At 66.8% G+C, this 17,780-nt stretch carries 12 protein-coding genes; all 12 read right to left on the bottom strand.

What is annotated here, in order from left to right; all coding sequences use genetic code 11:
• Nucleotides 1-115: 115 nt before the first annotated feature.
• A complete protein-coding gene (tagQ, locus tag DK261_RS25225) occupies nt 116-1,054 on the bottom strand; it encodes a type VI secretion system-associated lipoprotein TagQ (protein WP_110176987.1) in 939 nt (312 codons plus the stop codon).
• 144 nt (nt 1,055-1,198) lie between these two features.
• Nucleotides 1,199-2,944, bottom strand: coding sequence for an SUMF1/EgtB/PvdO family nonheme iron enzyme (locus DK261_RS25220; RefSeq protein ID WP_110176737.1), 1,746 nt, complete (start codon nt 2,942-2,944; stop codon nt 1,199-1,201).
• Nucleotides 2,937-4,124: an ABC transporter permease gene (locus DK261_RS25215; protein WP_110176736.1), complete on the bottom strand. Its 1,188-nt coding sequence runs from the start codon at nt 4,122-4,124 to the stop codon at nt 2,937-2,939. Before DK261_RS25215 ends, DK261_RS25220 begins: the two co-directional genes overlap by 8 nt.
• Nucleotides 4,124-4,840 (bottom strand): ABC transporter ATP-binding protein, encoded by a 717-nt coding sequence (locus DK261_RS25210; RefSeq protein ID WP_009049556.1) that lies wholly within the window; start codon nt 4,838-4,840, stop codon nt 4,124-4,126. Before DK261_RS25210 ends, DK261_RS25215 begins: the two co-directional genes overlap by 1 nt.
• Nucleotides 4,840-7,914 (bottom strand): serine/threonine-protein kinase, encoded by a 3,075-nt coding sequence (locus tag DK261_RS25205; RefSeq protein WP_177411735.1) that lies wholly within the window; start codon nt 7,912-7,914, stop codon nt 4,840-4,842. Before DK261_RS25205 ends, DK261_RS25210 begins: the two co-directional genes overlap by 1 nt.
• Nucleotides 7,915-7,948: 34 nt before the next feature.
• Entirely contained in the window at nt 7,949-8,674 is a 726-nt protein-coding gene (locus DK261_RS25200; RefSeq protein WP_110176735.1) for a PP2C family serine/threonine-protein phosphatase, read from the bottom strand.
• Between the two features lie 47 nt (nt 8,675-8,721).
• The gene (gene tagF, locus DK261_RS25195; protein ID WP_110176733.1) at nt 8,722-9,414 is read right to left on the bottom strand and encodes a type VI secretion system-associated protein TagF; all 693 of its coding nucleotides are present in this window, start codon (nt 9,412-9,414) and stop codon (nt 8,722-8,724) included.
• Nucleotides 9,411-12,923, bottom strand: a complete 3,513-nt coding sequence (gene tssM / locus DK261_RS25190; RefSeq protein WP_110176731.1) for a type VI secretion system membrane subunit TssM — start codon at nt 12,921-12,923, stop codon at nt 9,411-9,413. Before tssM ends, tagF begins: the two co-directional genes overlap by 4 nt.
• A complete protein-coding gene (locus tag DK261_RS25185; RefSeq protein WP_110176729.1) occupies nt 12,920-14,287 on the bottom strand; it encodes a DotU family type VI secretion system protein in 1,368 nt (455 codons plus the stop codon). Before DK261_RS25185 ends, tssM begins: the two co-directional genes overlap by 4 nt.
• A 6-nt stretch (nt 14,288-14,293) precedes the next feature.
• A complete protein-coding gene (gene tssK / locus DK261_RS25180) occupies nt 14,294-15,628 on the bottom strand; it encodes a type VI secretion system baseplate subunit TssK (RefSeq protein ID WP_110176727.1) in 1,335 nt (444 codons plus the stop codon).
• A 21-nt stretch (nt 15,629-15,649) separates the two neighbouring features.
• A complete protein-coding gene (gene tssJ, locus DK261_RS25175) occupies nt 15,650-16,120 on the bottom strand; it encodes a type VI secretion system lipoprotein TssJ (RefSeq protein ID WP_110176725.1) in 471 nt (156 codons plus the stop codon).
• A gap of 110 nt (nt 16,121-16,230) precedes the next feature.
• Nucleotides 16,231-17,628: a type VI secretion system-associated FHA domain protein TagH gene (gene tagH, locus DK261_RS25170; protein WP_110176723.1), complete on the bottom strand. Its 1,398-nt coding sequence runs from the start codon at nt 17,626-17,628 to the stop codon at nt 16,231-16,233.
• Nucleotides 17,629-17,780 lie beyond the last annotated feature (152 nt).

Raw genomic sequence — 17,780 nt, 5'->3', positions numbered from 1 at the left:
CTGGAAAGAGGCCCACCCCCTCCTTGCCAGAGTCCTCGACCAGGCGATCAAGGTGACGAGCCAGATACCTGTCGATGATGGCCATAGACAGGATCCCGCTGCCCTTTTTCTCGCATCAGGCTTTCGAGCAAGCAGGCGGTGCCCAGTCACCCATGTCGGGGTTGCTGCACACGTCGTTGACCATGGTCTGGCCACGGGCAGCGATTTTCTGGCCTTCCTCACGCTTGGCCGTGGCTTGCTGCAAGGTGCGCTCGGTGGTGACGGCTTCTTTGGGCACATTCTTCTTCGTCGTCGGCTTGACGCTGGCCTTCTTGTTGGTCGCCTTCTTATCGGTGGCGGCCGGAGGCTTCACGGCGGCCACCTGGGCGACGTCCTGGCGTTGCACACCGACCGTCTGCAGGTCTTTCTCATAGGCCTGGGTGTAGACTTCGATGCTCTCGCCCGCACGCCCGTCCACGGCGGCCATCAGCTCGTTGGTTTCCTTCAGGCCGCTGACGATCTCGGCCAGACGCAGGCGCCCTTCGCTGTCGCTGATCTTCTTCGTCTTGCGCGCATTGAGCAGTGAGGTGAATTCACGCTGGTAGCAGTTCTGCGCGGTACGGGTGTAGCTGATGCTGCGGTCGATTTCGCCGGTACTGTGGTCGATGTCGCTGGCGTAGGAAGCAATGCGCGCACGGTCGTCGCTGATCTGCTTCTGGCGTTCGCTGTAGTAGCCGGTCGCGCCGCCGACCAGGGCCCCGGCGGCGGCGCCTATCAGGGCATTGCGGCCGGCATCGCCGCTATTGCCGACCAGGGCCCCGGTCAGGCCGCCGAGCAGGCCACCGGCAATGGCGCCGGTGGCCACCGACTTGGTCATCGACTTGTCGGAACTGCGTAATTGGCTGACCGGCTCATAGCATTGCGGGTAGTACTCGACCTTGGTCTGGGCCGCGACCTTCGAGCTTGGAGCCCCGAAGCCCGCGCATCCGCCCAGCAGTAGGGCGCAGCAGACCGCGGTAGGCAACGGCAGGGTACGAGCAAGGATCGAAGCGCAGTTCTTGAGTGAAGTATCCATGGTCATGTCTCTCCTTTTTGTGCGTATCAATTCCGTTTCGGCTTCTGCGCAGCGTGAGCGCTGTCCGACGTGAGCGAAGCCTGCCGACGCTACATCCAGCCTAGCTGGTCTTCGCCGCCACCGACGGCCGTTCCGACACCCTGCTCAGGGTCCAAGCAGCTCCTTCAGGATCGTCTCCGGATCGGCTCGGCGCTGCTGGCGAAACTGGCCCACGTGCCTGACGAAAAGCGTGGCCCGGGCGACCAGGCTTTTTCCCAGCACCGGCTTGTGATTGAGCTCTTCCCGGGTCCGCTGGAACTGCGCCTGGATCACCGCGTCGGTGTAGCGCGTCCCGTTCGCCAGGTTGTCGATGTAGATCGCCAGGGCACCCTCGAGCGCACTGCGCCCATTGGCGATAGCCGTTTCATAGAGCTTGGCGGTGGCTTCGTCCTGGGCGGCCCGCGCCTGATCGCGATCCTTCTTCAGGTTGGTCAGGCGAATGTTGTAGTTGTTGACGGTCTCGGCCACCAGGGCCGCCGACTGGATCAGGTTGCCGGCGGCCTCCTCGCGCTGCCGGGCGATCAGCGACACGTTGCGCTTGAGTTCTTCGTTCACCCGCGCCAGGCGGGCCTGCAGGTTCGGGTCGGTGCTGCTGGCGATGAGACTGTCCAGTAATTGGGTCGGGTCTTCGGCAGCCTCGATTTCATCGGTCAGGCCTGCCAGGCGGCCCTCCTGCTGCCACTGCTCGAACAGTTCCTCGTAGCGGGAGCGCGGTGCCGACAACGCCCCCAGCGCCACCCGGAAACCGGTGGTGGCGTTGCGCTGTTCGCTGCCGTCGGCGGCGAACAGCGGGTATTCCCGGCGCATGCCGGTGAACAGCGTCAGCTCGCCTTCCAGGTAGTTGCCGCCCTTGACCACGAAGCCGCCGTAACTGCCCTGGCGGCGGCCGGCGTGGACCAGTTGGAAGGACTCCTGGACCATCTCCGCGGCATTGCCGATCACGTCGAACAGTCCCAATGGATTGGGGTTTTTCAGCCCGATCGGCAACAGCCGCGCGCCCTGCCCCGTGCCCCCGGCGACCTGGCTGAACACCGCCCAGTCCCCTAGCGGGCCATCGCTGTCGCTGCCTTGCACCTTGCGCGGAAACAACCGCGCCTCCAACGCCTGGCGGCTGACCGCCTGGCCACCGCGGGCGGCGAATTCCCACTCCACTTCGGTCGGCAGGCGGACGAAGCCCATGCCGCCGTCCTCGACCGCTTTGCCACGGCCGCTGACCGGCAACCGGTCACGGTGGTACTTGAGCAACCAGGCGCTGTACACCGCGGCAAAGCGCTCGGCCTCGAGGCGCGACAGCTTGACCTTGGGCAAACGCGCAGACATGTCGTTCATGGGGGCGCAGGCCGGTGCCTCGCCCTGCCCCGCCAAGGCCGCCTCCTGGGCCATGACCAGGGCGTATTGGCGCTCGGTGACCTCGTATTTGCCGACGAAATAGAACATCGGCTTGAGCAGACTGTCGGCCCCGCTCTTGGGCAGGGCCGGGGCGATCCTGGCTTGCCAGTCGGCCGGCAGGTCGTCGAGGACGAACTGACCGTTGATGTAGTCGCGCCGGTAACCGGAGATGAAGGATTGCCGGTAGCCCGGATCCTCATCGCTGAAGGGGTAGCCGAGATTGACCTCGCGGTCGTCCAGGGTGCCCTTGGCGAGGACATAGACGTAGCGGAACACCAGTTCACCGTCGCAGGGCAGCGGCAGGCTGAGGTCATCGGGCAGCGGTTTCGGATTATCCGCCGGGGCGCTCTCCGCCTGTACTGTGCCGGCCAGCGCCAGCATGACCAGAGCCTTCAGCCAGACCAGAGCCCTCAGCCAAACCAGGCCCCTCAGCCAGACCAGAACCCTCGGCCAGTTACACATCGCGCAGTCCTTCCGATGCTTCGATCCGCGCCGCGCGCCAGCCACCGCAGGCCGCTGCCAGCAGGCAGCAGAGCAGCGTCAGCAGCAGGGCCAGCAGGTAGTGGACCGGCAGCAGCCGGCAGGCGTACTCCCCCGCCGCCGGTGCGAACAGCCGGTTCAGCCCGGTTTCGGCCATGCCGTACAAGCCCCAGGCCAGCAGCAGGCCGAACACCCCGGTGTACAGCGCCTGCAGTACGACGAAAGCGATCAGGGCGCCGGTCGAAAAACCCAGCAGGCGCAACACCGACAAGGCCCTGCGCTTGCGCTCGACGGCGGCCAGGGTGCTGGCGGTCATCGCCGCGAAGGCCCCGGCCAGGGCCAGGCTGGCGATGATCCAGAACACCAGGGTCAGGTTGTCGCTGAGCGAGCGCACCTGGGCGATGATGCCGGCCTGGGTCGCGACCTCAAGCCCGCGCTCGGCGAAATACCGGCGCAGGCGCTCCACGCCGTCCAGGTCCGCGGCGTAGAGACGGAACCCCGGATACACCCGCGCCGTGTTCACCTGTGGCTCATACCCAGGCCAGGCCTGGCCGTCGCGGTAGTCTTCGGCGGCCTCCAGCAGGGCCAGGGGCGCGAACAGCGCATCGCGCGGAAAGGCCGCGAGTGGCAAGACCCCCTGCACCCGCAGGCGGGTGCGCTGGTATTCCTGGCGCCCGGCTACCTGACGGCCGAACGCGGCGCTCAGCACGTCGCCGCCCTGGACCCCGAGTTTCTCCGCCGCCCGCTGGCTGAGCAGTACCTGGTCCGGCGCCTGGAGCAGCAGCGCGGGCGCCACCAGCGGGTCGCCCGCGGCGGTGGGGATCATCTCGACCGTCAAGGCCTGGCCGGCCGAGTCCGGGTAGAGGTCGGCAGTCGCGGCGATCTGTCGGGTACGCGGCACGACGAAGGCGACTTCGGGACGCGCGGCCAGTTCGGCGATGGCCTGGGCGCTGAAGCGCCCGCCGCCCATGGGCACCACTTCGCGCACGGCGGGGTCGCGCTCCAGGCGTTCGGTCAGGGTGGTGACCAGGCCGAACTTGAGGCCGAACAGCACCAGCAAGGGCGCGAGCACGGCGACCAGGGCCAGGACCGCGCAAGCCGACAAGCGCACCTCGGCGCGGTAGTCGTGCCAGGCCAGCAGGGCCATCAGGGCAAGCCGCATCAACCACCTCCCGCCAGCGTCGCGGTGACCCCGCCATCCGCGCCGCGCTGCACCTGCAAGGGATGCAACTGCAGCCCGGCGCGCCGGGCCAGCGCCTCGTCATGGGTGGCGACCAGGATGCACACGCCGCGCTCCTCGGCCTGGGCCACCAGCAGCTGCATGACCCGTTCGGCGTTCAGCGGGTCCAGCGAGGCGGTGGGCTCGTCCGCCAGCACGATGCTCGGTCCATGGGCCAGGGCCCGGGCGATGCTGACCCGCTGGCGCTGGCCCACGGAGAGTGCCGCCGGCAGCTTGTGCAGCTGGTCGGCGATTTCCAGCTGCTCGGCCAGGCGCCAGATCGTGGCATCGGCCGGCAGGCCGAGCAGCGCCCGCGACAACCCGATGTTGCGCTGCACGTCGAGAAACCCCAGCAACCCGCCCGTCTGCAGCACATAGCCCATGACCCGGCTGCGCAGCCCGGCCAGCACATCCTGGCGGCCGCTGCGCCAGAGCCCGGCGACATCCAGCGTACGGTCGTCGGCGCGGCATTCGAAGACGCCGCCCGGGTCCGGCGACAGCACCAGGGCCAGCAGGTCCAGCAGGGTGCTCTTGCCGCTGCCGCTGGGGCCCACCAGGGCCAGGCGCTGGCCCGGGCGCAGGTCGAGCTGGGGCACCACCAGGCTGTAGCGCTGTGGCCCCTCGCCGCGGGTCTTGCGGACATCCCTGAGCTTGAACATCAGGGCAGCGTCGCCAGGGGCACGCGGTACAGCGCATCGCCCGGCTGGGCCTCGCCGAAGCGGACCCAGTTGGCAATGTCGTTGTGGAAGGTCTCGTACAGGCGGATCTTCGACTCCAGTTCGTCGATGAAGTCCTGCTGCTCGGCCACGCTCAGGGACAGCCAGAGGTCCTGGGTCATGCTCAGCGATTTGCTGCGATACGGCAGGCCGTCCAGGTACTCGCCGAGGATGCCGCCTTCGACCAGGTTGCCGCCCTGCTTCAACCGCGTCGGGTCGCGGCTCATGTGGGCGCTGGCGCTGGCGATTTCCTGGAAGAAATCCTTGGGCGAGGTCTGGGTACGGCGGGCCGCATCGACGATCAGTTTCAGCGACTGCTGCAGGTCGTTGAGCTGCAGCTTGGTCAGCAGCACGCAGACCTGGAAGGCCGGCAGCGAGGGGTTGGTCAGGTCATGGTCGGAGGTCCAGGCGGTGATCAGCTGCGGCGCACGGACCGCCGACTGGCGGCCGAGAAAGTCCATTTGCATGGCGTAGCCGATGGCCGTGGCCTTGCTCGCGACGCTCGCGGCCCCCTGTAGCGGCGGCAGGCTCGGCAGCTGGTTGTTGCGCGCCTGATGCACCTGTTCGGCGAATACCGAGCCGATCTCGGCGACCGTATCGCCGAAGCGACCGACATCGCCGCCCGCCACCGGAATGTACAGGTCGCCGATCTGCGGGTTGGCGTCGGCCGTCAGGCTGCGGTACTGCTGCTCGGCGAAGCCGTGGTTTTTCCGGCCGGCCTCGGTGCGCAAGTGCAGCGCATAGATCTTGACCTGTTTGCTGAGGGCGGCTTCGCGCACCTCGGCTTCGTTCATCTGGGTGCGCCCCAGCGGATCGTTCTTGCGCAGGGCGCCTGCGTCGGTGACCAGCAGGATCAGCCGCCCGGCATAGGGGCTCCAGTCCGTACCCTCGACCGCCGCCATCACACCGGCGAAGGCATCCTCATTGAAGGCGTGGCTGGACACCTGGGCGGCCTTGACCTGGCCAGCCAGCTCGAGGAAGCGCTGTGGATCGCGACCCTCCTCCAGGCTCACCAGGGTTTGCGCCACATATTCCAGGCCCGGGGTCTTCTCGACATTGCTGCGAAACCCCACCAGGCCGAAGCTGACGCTGTCCAGGTCGCCACGGCTGGCGATCTGCTGGTGCAGTGCCTGCACGACCTTACGCACCCGGTCGATGTAGGGCTGCATCGACACCGAGGTGTCGACCACCAGCACTATCGCCGTGCGGAAGGCATCGCTGCCGGCCCTGGCCGCCCCCTCGGCCTTGCCCTGGGGCGTATTGCCGGGGTCGATGGAGGCCACGTTGAGCAGTTGCACCGGCTGGCCGTTGGCATCGAAGCTCTCTCGGGCCTGGAAAATCGGCAGCAGGTAGAACTGGTCCTGGGGGATGGCGCTGGCCACAGGCTCCAGCGCGACGATCTGCGGGTCCACGCTGCCTTCGTTCTGCGCCTTGTGCAGGGCCGCGCGGGCCTGCGCCGTGTCAGCCAGGAACCGTTCGAGGCTGCTCTCCTCGCGCAGGAACATGACCGGCGAACGACCGGAGCGCTCGGTGAATTTCAGCACCAGGCTCTGTTTCCAGTCACTGACCTGCTCGGCCGGCAACCAGCCATCGCGCTGGCCATCGCTGGCGGCGCCGACCTCCAGCCAGCTGCCACCCGCCACCGCCTTGCGCTGATAGACGTACAGCACCGAGAACGCTGGCAGCGCGGCACCGCCGGGCGCCGCCCCGGGCTGGCCGGACACCTGTGCGCCGGGCTTGCTCAGCACCCGCTGGAACAGGGTTTTCTTGCCCGGCATCAGCAGCGGACGGTCGCCGCCATCGGCGTTCGTCGCCAGCGGCGGTTGCGCTGCGCTGGCCGTCTTGGCGGGCGAGTCCTGCGCATCGCCAGCCGGCGTTTTTTGCGCCTCGACCTGGTCGTTTTGCGGTTCCACTGGCGGCGCCGGACGCAGCCACCAGTAGCCCCCGCCAGCCAGGGCCAGTACCCCGGCCACGACCACACCGAACAGTGCCCATAACGGTCTACGCGACCCGGCCGGCGGCTCTGCGCCGAGGCTTGCGGCCCGGGTGGCTGTGGCGGCTGGCTCGGGTGCGTGCTCAGGCGCGGGCTTTGGCGCAGCGAGCGGCGGCATGTCGAGGGAAACCGGCGCCAGCCCGCCCAGGTCGGTCGTCGCGGATTGCCCGGCGGCCGCCGCGGTGGGCGGCAACGGCAATGGGCGCAACTGCGTCGCCTCGGCCTCGGCCGGCCCGGCGGGCGGCAGATGGTCCAGCGCGGCGATCAGGGCATCGGCATCGGCAAAGCGCTCGGCCGGGTCCTTGGCCAGCAGCTTGCGCAGAATCCCCTGGTAACGGCCGTGGGCGATGGGCAGTTCGGGCAGCGGCTCGGTCAAGTGGGCCAGGGCCGTGGACAGCGAGTCGCTGCCGATATAGGGCAGCTTGCCGGTGAGTATCTCGTAGAGCACCACCCCCAGGGCGTAGAGGTCGGTGCGCCCGTCGATCTGCTGGCCGCGAGCCTGTTCAGGGCTCATGTAGCTGGGTGTGCCCACGGCGAAACCGGCCTGGGTGAACTGGGTGTGGTCCTCCAGGGACTTGGCGATGCCGAAGTCCGAGAGCACCGCCGAACCGTTGGCGCGAAACAGGATATTGGCCGGCTTGACGTCCCGGTGCACCAGGCCCTGGGCATGGGCATACCCCAGGGCCAGGGCGATCTGGCGCAGGTAGACCAGGCCCTGCTGCGGGCTGAGCCCCTCGGCAATCCGCTCCTTGAGCGTCCCGTTCGGCAGGTACTCCATGGCCATGTAGTAGAAGTGGCCGACATTGCCGATGTCGTAGATGGTCACTGTGTGCGGGTGGGAGAGCCGCGCCAGGGTCTTGCCCTCGCGCAGGAAGCGTTCACAGAAGCTGCGGTCGGCGGCCAGCGCGGCGGCCATGACCTTGAGCGCCACCTTGCGCTCCAGCGAGCGCTGGGTCGCCAGGTAGACCGTGGCCATGGCGCCCTCGCCCAGCTCGCGCTCGATCGCATAGCCGGGAATGTCCATGTCCAGACTCGAGCGTTCTTCAGCTGATGCGTTTTCAGTGGGCATTGACGACTACCGCCGTGATGTTGTCGGGAGCGCCCCGGGTCAGCCCCAGGTGCACCAGGCTGCGGACCACCTCATAGGGGCTCGCGTTGCCCAGCACGTCGCGCAGTTCATGGTCCTCGACGGTCTTGGTCAGCCCGTCGCTGCACAGCAGGAAGCTGTCGCCGGGACGCACATCCAGGTCCACCGCCGAGAGTTCCAGCCGGTCCTGGGTGCCCACGGCGCGGGTGACGATGTTGGACATGGGGTGCTCGCGCGCCTCGTCCTCGCTGAGCAGCCTGCTGTCCAGCAACTCCTGGACATAACTGTGGTCGTGGCTGATGACCTCCAGATGGCCCTCGCGCAGGCGATACAGGCGGCTGTCGCCGGCCCACAGGCAGGTGGCCTTGTCTGCTCGGGCGGCCAGCAGCACCAGGGTGCTGCCCATGATGCCGACGCCGCGCTGCGCGGTTTCCTGGCGAACCGCCGCGTTGGCCTGCTCCAGCCCCGCCCGCAACGCCTGGACATAGGCCGGCAAGGCGGGCTCGGGCGGGATGGCGCGCAGCGTGTCGACGATCAGGCTGCTGACGAAATCGCCCGCCGCATACCCGCCCATGCCGTCGGCCACCGCCCAGAGGCCGGCTTGCACGGCATCCAGACAGGCATCCTCGTTGACCTGACGCACCATGCCGACATGGCTGTGGCTGGCGGATTCGTAACGCGTTACGGCTGACGACATGCCCTGGCTCCCGAAATGTCCCTAATTCCCAAAATCAGCTCTTAAAATCAGCTCCCGAAATCGAACTGCACGGTTTGCGCAAGCGACGCGCAGCCGCCCTCGCCCAGCAGAAAACCGCTGAAATCCTGCGCCGCCGGCAACCCCTGGCAACGCAGCAGCCCAGCGGCGACCCGTCCGGAGCCCTTGCCCCACCAGAGGCTCGCGCCCTCGCAGGCGTGCTGCAGCAGCACCGCCCCGCGCGCCGCCGCAGTCGTGGCGGCGAAACGCATCTGCCCCTCCAGCGCCGGCATGCACAGCACCTGCACGCTACAGACCGGGCTACCGAGGGCCGGCACCGCGGCCTCGAAGGCCTCGACATCGGCCTCGGGCTCCAGGGTCGAGAGCAACAGGGCCTCGGCCGCCTCGAACCAGTCATCCGGGCCGGCCACCAGCGCGCCCAGGTCGGTCTCGGCCTCCAGCTGCAACGCGATGGTCAGCGGGAAGTAGCGCCCGACCCGGTCGACGCTGGGCATCATTACCCCCACCACCGCCTCGCTGCCGAGCAGGCCCGGCGCCACGGCAAAGCGCCACAGCGGGCTGACCAGGTAGGCATCCAGCCAGGCCGCCCCCAGCGCCGCCTGGCTGGTGGCCATGCCGGCGGAGAGCCAGGCATCCCAGCGCTCGATAAAGCTCGGCGACAGGCCGCGGTGGATGAAGTCCCCGCGGCCGGCCAGCTTGCCGTAGAAACCGGGGCTGCTCACAAGCGCTCCGGCAGGCTGAAGCCGGACAACAGCCGGCCCTTGAACGGGTTGAACGCGCTGCTGGCGCGCAGCTCGCAGGAGATGCTGGAGCTGTCGACGCGCATGCGCAGGGTGAAGCGGTCCGGGGCGTTGCCCTGGGTCAGGTCGGACTGTTCCAGCAGGCGAAACCAGGCCCAGGGGCCTTCCAGGGTCAGCCCCGAACGACCGGCGCTGGTGGGCGGCGTGACGGACAGGCGCACCACCCCCAGGCTGTTGGGGCTGGGCCATTGCATCGCCATCGGCCGGCTGGGGCCATGGTCGTAGCTGAGCTGCTGGCCGTCCAGGTCGAGCAGGAACTGGCTGATGGAGGCGTCCATCGCCACGGGCTTGAGCTCGAAGCGAACCGTCGGCCGGGTGCCTCCGGAGCGGAAGTAGGCATCGCGAATGGCCGCGGCGCGTTGGAAGGTTTGCAGCACGCCCGGGCCTATGCCGAGCTTTTCCGCTGCGCCCGGCTGCCAGCGCCAGCTGCTGGTCGAGGTGTTGACGTAGGGTTGCAGGTACTTGCGAAAGTAGTTGTCCATCACCCCGCCCACGCCGAAGAAGTTGCCGAAGTCCTCCAGGGTCGCCTCCCGCGAACTGGAGTTGACCATGGGGTAACGGCCAGCCAGGGACTGGCGGTAGACATTCACCACCTCACTGACCCAGGCCGCGTTCAGCTGGGTGCGGATGCCGCCCATCATGCTGCTGGTGGTGGCGTTGACCACCGAGTTGACCAGCTTCTGCACCAGTGGCGGCTGACGTTCGGCGCCGAGCTTGACCCGCGATGCCGTGGCCACCGCCTGGTTCTTCGCCTCGCCCAGCAGGGCCTCGCCGCTGGCGCCGCTCATGGCGCTGACCTGCACATAGAGCTCGTTGAGCTGGGCCAGCAGATCGTCGATCGGCGCGGGCCCCTCCCCGCTGGTGGCCAGCAGGCTATTGAGCTCGGCGAAGCGCGCGGTGATGGGATCGACCTGCGAGGCTGCCGACAAATCGTCCTGGGCCGATTGGCCGACCAGCGAGCCGAGCTGCTGCTTGAGTTTGTCCACGGTGCCGTCGGCGGCCTTGAGCTTCTCGGCCAGCAGGCGATCCTCTTGTTGCAGGTTGGTTTCCTTGGCCACTGCGGCGAGCAGTTTCTTCAGTGGCGAGTTTGGCCCGGAGAGTACCCGCAGCACATCGGCGGCCTGGGCGATGCTGTTGACCGAGACGAAGTCGAGATCGCCGAGCAGGGTTTCCCATTGATTGAGGAAATCCTGGAAGTACAGGGCTCGCACCTCCAGGGCCAGGCTGGCGACATCCTGGTTGTCGTTCAGCGGCCGGCCGAGTACCCATTGTTCCTCGGCCAGGGCGCCGGACTGGCTGAGACTGGCGACCATGAACGCCTGGCGATAGCCGCGGTAGGTATAGAAACCGGATAACGGATCGCTCAGCGGCTTGCCGCTCTTGCGCGTGAACACCAGGGCGGCGTCGCGCCCGGCCGCTTCGCTGAGGCGGAAATCCGCTACGCCTTCGGGCAGCTTCTGGCGCTTCACCCGGCTGTAGACCCGCTGCGCCACGGACATCTGTTGCAACTGCCGACGCAGGTCGGCCAGCAGCTCTTCATCCAGCCTCGCCGGTGGTGGCTTGTGGGCGAACAGCGCATTGAGATGCTCGGCCAGGGCCAGCCGCTGTTCCGGGGCCAGGTCGCGCGGCAGGCTGCGGTCCCAGTCGAGGTTGATCCAGGTCTTGATGGCATCGGCGTCATAGTGCTCGGCGCTGGCCAGCATCAGGTAGACCTTGAGGCCTTCGTAGAGAAACTCGGTGTTGCCGCCGCTGCGCAACTGTTCCTCGATGCGCGTCAGCAGTCGTGGCGCGAGCACCGCGATCAGCAGCTTGCGGTACACGCTGGTGGCTTCGGCGCCGAGCATGTCGCCCTGGAACAGGCCGTAGCCTTCGGCCCAGGACAGCGAATTGTCGGCGACATGGCGAACGGCGTTGAGCAGCGGCAGCACGGCCAATACCTCGCGCTGCGCCGGGCTGAGCGATTCGACCTGCCCCTTGAGCGGCGCCAGGCGCGCGTCCACCTCGGCGATATAGGCCTGATTGGCGCGGTAGCTGGCGACCCAGATGGCCGTCACCGCAAGCAAGACCACGGCACTGGCGGCGAGTACGCCACGATTGATCCAGCGATGCCGGCGCTCGACCTTGGGGTTGCTGCCGACCAGGCCGCGCTCGCCAAAGGCGACATCGCGGAACAAGCGGGTGATGAAGTAACTGCGACCGGTGCCGGTCTGGCGCGCCAGGTGCTGGCGATCCAGGTTCATGCTTTGCGCCATGCTGCCGATCAGACGGTCGATGGGGCTGCCTTCCTGGGTGCCGCTGGTGAAGTAAAGCCCGCGCAACAGCGCACGTTCTTCGTAGGGATTGGGCTTGAATACCCCCTCGAGGAAGGACGACAGGTTGTGCCGCAACGCCGCGAACTGCTGGATGAAGCCGTAGATCAGATCGCGTCGGTTGGGGTCGCGCTCCTGTTGCAGGCGCTCCACCAGGCGCTCGGTAAGACGCGCCTCGAGGGCGGTGAACTCCTCGTCGAAACGGGCCAGCGGGCCTTGGGGGCTCTTGCCATCGTCCAGGGCAAAGGTGACGCCCCAGACCTGGGCGCGCTCTTCCTTGCTCAGCGCGTCGAAGAACTCCATGAACCCCGGCACCAGGTCGAACTTGGTGAGCATCACGTAGATCGGGAAGCGCACACCGAGCTGGCTATACAGCTCCTGCACCCGCGTGCGGATGGCCCGGGCATGGGCGCTGCGCTCGGCCTCGCTGCCCAATAACAGGTCGGACAGGCTGATGGCGACGAAGACGCCATCGATCGGCCGGCGCTTGCGCTGGTTCTTCAACAGGTCGAGAAAGCCCAGCCAGGCCGCCTTGTCCACCGCCGCATGGCTGTCCTGGGTGGTGTAGCGCCCGGCGGTGTCCAGCAGCACCGCTTCGTCGGTGAACCACCAGTCGCAGTTGCGCGTACCGCCGACGCCGCGGATCGCCCCGCTCCCCATCTGTTCGGCCAGCGGAAAGTGCATCCCGGAATTGACCAGCGCGGTGGTCTTGCCCGAGCCCGGCGGGCCGATGATCACGTACCAGGGCAGCTCGTAAAGGTTGCGCCGCTCGTTACCGCCGAGCTTGCTGCGCTTGAGCAATAGCAGCGCTTCGTCCATGCGTTGCTTGAGGGCCGCCAGCTCTTCGGCGGTGGCGACGCTGGCCGCATCCGGCGCCACCGCCGCCAGGCCCTGCATGACCTTGGCGGCGTTGCGCCGGGCCTGGACGATGCGCAATACGCGCACACCGATCCAGGCCAGGAACAACAGGCCGATCAGCGCCCAGCGTACGGCCGCCGGGGCCAAGGGTTCATAGGCGGCGACGATGATCAGCGGACCGAGGAACCAGATCACCAGGCTCAGGGCGAGCAGGCCGAGCAGCGGCACCACCCAGCGCACCAGGAAATTGATAAAGGCCTTCACTGGTTGCCCTCCGCTAGCACGGTAATCTCTACGCGCCTGTTCCTGGCGCGTCCGGCGGCGCTGTCATTGGAAGCAACAGGTTCCGCGTCGCTGCGCCCTTCGGCGGTGAAGCGCTGGGGTTGCCCGCTGCGGGCGGCGAGGATCTCCATCACTTGCTGCGCCCGATCCTGCGACAGCTTCCAGTTCGAGGGGTAGCGCAAGGTGGCGATCGGTCGGTTATCGCTGTGCCCGGTGACCTGCACCGAGCCCTTGACCTGGCGCAGGGCATCGGCGACCCGCAGCAGCAAGGGCTGCAACTGTTCGGAAATGCTCGCGCTGCCCGAGGCGAACAACTCGTCGCCACGAATGGTCACCACCGAGCGATCCAGCGCATCCTCCACGGCGACGCGCTGGGCCTTGATGTCGTCGGCGAGGAAGCGCGCCAGGCGTGGGCGTTCGATCAACCTGGGCTGCTGCGCTGGACGGTCGATGGTTTGCACCGGGATCTCGCCCAGGGCGTGGATATTGCGAAACACCGGCTCGGCGTCGGCTGCCAGCTTCAGGCGCAAGCCGAACAGCAGCAGCAACAGCACGGCCAGGCAAATGGCCACGCCAACCCAGGGCGGCAGGAATTGCGACAAGCGATCGCGCACCACGCTGAGCCCCCGCCAATGCGGCGACAGCTCGCGCTCGAATTCGCCGCGCACGCTGCGAATGGTCGCGCTGGTGCGTTCGCGCAAGGCCTCCAGCTGGCTGCGGCCGTCATTCATGACCCGGTAGCGGCCCTCGAAGCCCAGGCAGATACAGAGGTACAGCAGCTCGAGAATGTGCAGGCGCTGCTGGGGGTTCTGCAGACAGTGCTCGAGCAGCTGGAAGACTTTTTCGCCGCCCCAGGCTTCGTTGTGCAGGGTGATCAGCAGGCTCTGCTTGCCCCAGTCGCTGGTACTGCCCCAGGGCGTGCTGAGTACCGCTTCGTCCAGCGCGGTGCAGAGCACATAACGGCTGAGCATCACCTCATCCTGGGCGACGCCGGCGGCGCGTGCCTGCTCCTCGAACTGGCGCAGGTAGGCCAGCAACTGGGCGCGCAGGCTGGCCGGTTGCGGGTGAGCGAGGGTGCTGCGCAAGCGGGTCAGCAGCGCCAGTATCGGGCCGGCCGCCCGCTCCAGCGGGTTGAGGCCCTGGGCCAGGCTGCTCGCCACTGGCGCGCCCGGCATCGCAATGTGCGGATCGGCGGCGCTGGCGCCATCCTTCCTTGGGGCAGAGGCATCGACGGAGCGCCCGCCGGGCCGCGGCATGATCAGGGTATGGTCGTTGCCGCCCGGCGAGGCGCCGCCTGAAGTGCCGCCTACGCCAGAGCTGCCGAAGGGATCATCGATCGGGTGCATGACGAATTATCCTCGGATGGCCCAGAAGGCCAGGTTCAGGCCCGGGAACTGGCCGGCAATGTGAAAGGCGAATCCCCCTGAGTTGGCCAACTGTTTCCAGTGCTCGCTGCCACGGTCCAGTTCGAAATAGCTTGAGCCGGCGTGATAGGGAATCTGCCGTGGCGCCACGGGCATGGACAGCAAGGCGATGCCGGGCAACTGCAGGTTGACCAGGTCGCGGATGTGCTCCACCGAGCCGATCTTGGCCTGCTGGGGGAAATGCGTGCGCAGGGTTTCGGCCGGTACCTCGGCCCGCACCACCAGGACGAAGCTGGCCATCTCCAGCAAGCTCTTGTCGGCCAGCATCGCCACATGCACGCCGTAGGATTTCTCGACGATGGGAATCGGCGTGGCGCGGGTATCGATGACCATCGACAAGGCTTGCCGTAGATCGTGCATCACCGGGGCGAAACTGCTCGCCAGGTCGTCGTGGGCATAGGCCGGGTAGTCGCTGGGGCGACGCCCGGCGGCGGAAAAGGTGGCGAACTCCCCCGCCAGGCAGACCGCCTCACGATAGAAGTCCTGCGGGTGCAAGGGGCTCAACCGGGCCAGGTGGCTGAGCAGGGGCTCGGCGCGATTGACCAGTTGCAGCAGCAGAAAGTCGGCGATCTCCGAGGCACCGCCGGCCCCCGAGGCCACCACCCTGCCTGCCAGGGCCTCGCCGCGCTGGTGCAACAACCCTTGCAGCTCGCTGCGAAAGGCCGCCAGCACGCTGGAGGCGGCCACATCGAGCAGCGGCGCAATATAGTCGTCGTCCAGTTGCACGGCATTGTCCGCGCGTTTTTCCAGGACCCGGATCAAACCGAGGCAGGCATATTCGCCGAGGCCGTCGCGCTCGGTCAGCAGGCGCAGGGCTTTGCCGCCGATCGCCAGTGACGCGCGGCTCTCGAAGGCGGCGTTGTCATCGCGCACTTCCCGCACCTGGCTGATATAGCGCGCACCGCCCGGTGCCTCGCCCTCCCCCACGGTGTCGCGGCTGCCGGCACGCTTGAGCGGCAAGCCCAGGAAGACCTGCGCATCGCGCAGGTTGTCGTTCACGTTCAGTGGCGGCGGCGGCAGATCGTCGCCGGGAATGTCGAAAGGCGTGCCATCGGGTAGCACCCCGCGCGCGCTGACAATCGCCACCTTGCCCTGGCTGAGCAGGGACTCGTCGATGCGCAGCTCGGAAAACCCCCAGCCCCCAGCGCTCAACGGGCGGCAACGGCCATCGATCAGGGCTTCCATGTAGCGATCATGCTGCTGGAGATGCTGCGGCCGCAGAAACATTCCTTCGGACCACACCACACGGTTATTCCAGGACATGGGCTGGCTTCCTCGACAGGACTAATTCGCAGGTTTCGTGGCTGCCGCGCTGATCGCCCTGGCCTTCAGGGAAACCGTCAATGGCGTGGTTTCATTGCTCGGGATACTAACCATCTGGCGCCACACGGCGCTGTCCAGTTCACGGTAGGACACCACCAGGCCGAGCAAACGGCTCTGCTCGTCGAGCGTGCGCTCCAGGGTCAGCCGTTGACCCGGCTGGATGAGCAATTCGTCCTGCGCCACCAGGTCCGCGGACAAGGTCGCGCCGGTGGCATTCACCAGGGAGAAATAGTCGGCGCGACTGAAAGCTCCGCCGCTCTTCAACTCGTACAAACGCACCCGCACCGGCGTCGCCTGGCCGCCCGCCGAAAGATTCAGATCGGCAGCAGCCTGGATATGCATGACAACGACAGTAGGCGTAGGGGGCGGCGGCGGACTCGAAGCACAGGCAGTCAGCAGCAGTACTGTTGCGAACAACAAGAACTTTGGCATGTCGTCGTCCTCACTGACATTTATTATTCCAAATCGAAACTACCGATAGCCAAACAAGATCAACTCACTATTTAATAGCCATTAGCCTTTATGCAACTAACCGATGGCACTCAGCCTTTTCGCAACTTGGTATTTTGTTCTTCATAGGCTCGACTGAATTCACGCCCGAACAAATCCTCGAAATCATCTTCGGCCTCCCTGGAAATGCTCGCATAGAGTTCCGTGAACAACTCCCAGTATTGCGCTTGACGCCTACCGGGCAGCAAAGCGCCAATAGCCGAAGGTTGACTTAAACGCGCTTCCAGTACCGCGGGCTGAAAACGCTGGAGCAGGTGTTTGATCGAGGCTTGTACGCCCGCCATGACGGCCAGTTGATGCGCTTTCAGGTCGTCGAAGCTTTCCTTGATCGCCTGGTCGGCCGGCATGAAGGCCTGGTTGCCGGAACGCAGCAATAACAGCAGCGCCTCATCGACATTGGGGGCGAATTTGAGGGGGTTGTTCTCCACCGGGCGGATCATGGTCTGGGCCATGCGGAACTCACCCTTGAGGCTGGCACGGGCGCGCAGCACCTCGATCAACCCCTCGACCATATGCCGGTAGCTGCGGCCGATGGCCTCCATTTGCGCGCGGGTTTCGCCTCTGTCGATACGCAATTGCTCGAGCCCCGCGCCCCTGAGAAAGGCTTCCAGCACCTGTTCATTGTCGCCCCCGATTGCCGGCGCCGCAGGCGCAACCGCGGCCCGTTGCACGACCGGTTCGGGTGCGCTGCTGGCAATATTCTCCGATGCCGCTGGCAATGGTTGCGGCTGGGCTTGCACAGGGGGCGGCGCCACCGGCGCCGGGCCCGCACCCAGCTCGGTGAAGGGGTCCCAATCCGCCGGAATCGCCGGTGCCGCGCCGGTTTCGCTGGCCGGGGGGGCGCTGGCGCGTTGTGGCTCAGGCGGGCGGAAATCATGGCGTTCGGGCGGCACGTGGTCGGCCAGGGCCGGAGGGGGGACGGCCGGGGACGCGAGAAAATCGAACAGGTCGGGCTTGGTGTCCAGGGGCGAACCGCCCGCGTGGATCTGCACTCTGCTGGGGGGCGCCGCCGCGGCAGGAATCTCGCCCGGCGCCTGGCGCTTGATCAGCGCATCGAAGCCGGTAAAGGGATCGCTCATCCCGGGTGCGCCGCTGACGATCTGTGGCGCGCCGTTGATCTGCACCAGGATGTCGTACTCGCCGACGCGCAGCAGTTCGCCGTCGCGCAAGGGTTCGCTGTTGCCGCGGTGCATGCGCACGCCGGCATTCATCAGCTGTACGCCATTGGTGCTGGTGTCGGTCAGGTAGTAGGTGCCGTCACGCAGTTGAATGACGCAATGCTGGCCGGACACCAGGCGCTCTGGGTCTGGAAGTACCCAGTCGTTCTCGGGGTTGCGACCGATTTTCAGCTCACCGCGATCAAGCTCGAACTCCGCGCGTTGGCCGGGAGTCAGCTTGTGATAACTGGTGATTGTCAAACGCAGCGGCATTAGAACTCCTTGTACGGTATTGCTCAATAACAACAGCTCGGGCATGCCAGCGAGTGCAAAGCGAGTATAGCCCCCTAAAAGATTTCCGTGCCCTCAAAGTTCCTGCGCTTATATTCGCTTTTTTCAAATAAGCCCTATAACAAAAGAAACTA

Source organism: Pseudomonas sp. RW409, from assembly GCF_003184125.1.
Taxonomy (GTDB): domain Bacteria; phylum Pseudomonadota; class Gammaproteobacteria; order Pseudomonadales; family Pseudomonadaceae; genus Aquipseudomonas; species Aquipseudomonas chlororaphis_I.
Note: the sequence above shows the minus strand (reverse complement) of the source record. Positions and strands in the feature narration are given on the sequence as shown.